1 protein-coding gene is annotated in these 492 nt (G+C 72.8%); it reads right to left on the bottom strand.

Annotated elements, in window-relative coordinates:
- Nucleotides 1–492, bottom strand: a 492-nt coding sequence (locus ACY45C_RS10585; RefSeq protein ID WP_462187448.1) for a 2-phospho-L-lactate transferase CofD family protein, incomplete at both ends; no start/stop codon positions are given.

The following is a 492-nucleotide window of genomic DNA, read 5'->3' as shown; positions in this document are numbered from 1 at the left end:
CACGGCCGAGCGGATCCCGGGAACGGCGAGGATGGTGCCGATCGAGACGACCGGATTCGATGGGGGGAGCAGTACGACGTCCGCGTCGGCGATGGCGGCCAGGACGCCGGGCGCGGGCTTGGCCTTTTCCGCGTTCACCGGGATGATCGCCTGTGCCGGCACGGCGGCACGCAGCCGCAGCCACCACTCCTGGAAGTGCACCGCGCGCTGGCCGTCGGCGTCCGAGATCACCACGTGGGTCTCGACCCGCTCGTCCGACATCGGCAGCAGCCGTACCCCCGGCTTCCACCGCTCACACAGTGCCCGGACCACGTCCGAGAGGGAGTAGCCGGCGTCGAGCATCCGGGTACGCACCAGGTGGGTGGCGAGGTCGCGGTCGCCGAGCCCGAACCAGGCCGGCCCGACGCCGTAGGCGGCGAGTTCCTCGGCCACGACGAACGACTCGCCCTCGCGCCCCCAGCCCCGTTCGGCCGAGATCCCGCCGCCCAGGGT

The organism is Frankia sp. CcWB2 (assembly GCF_977927585.1).
The sequence above is the reverse complement of the archived record's forward strand: the minus strand, read 5'-3'. Positions and strand labels throughout refer to the sequence as shown.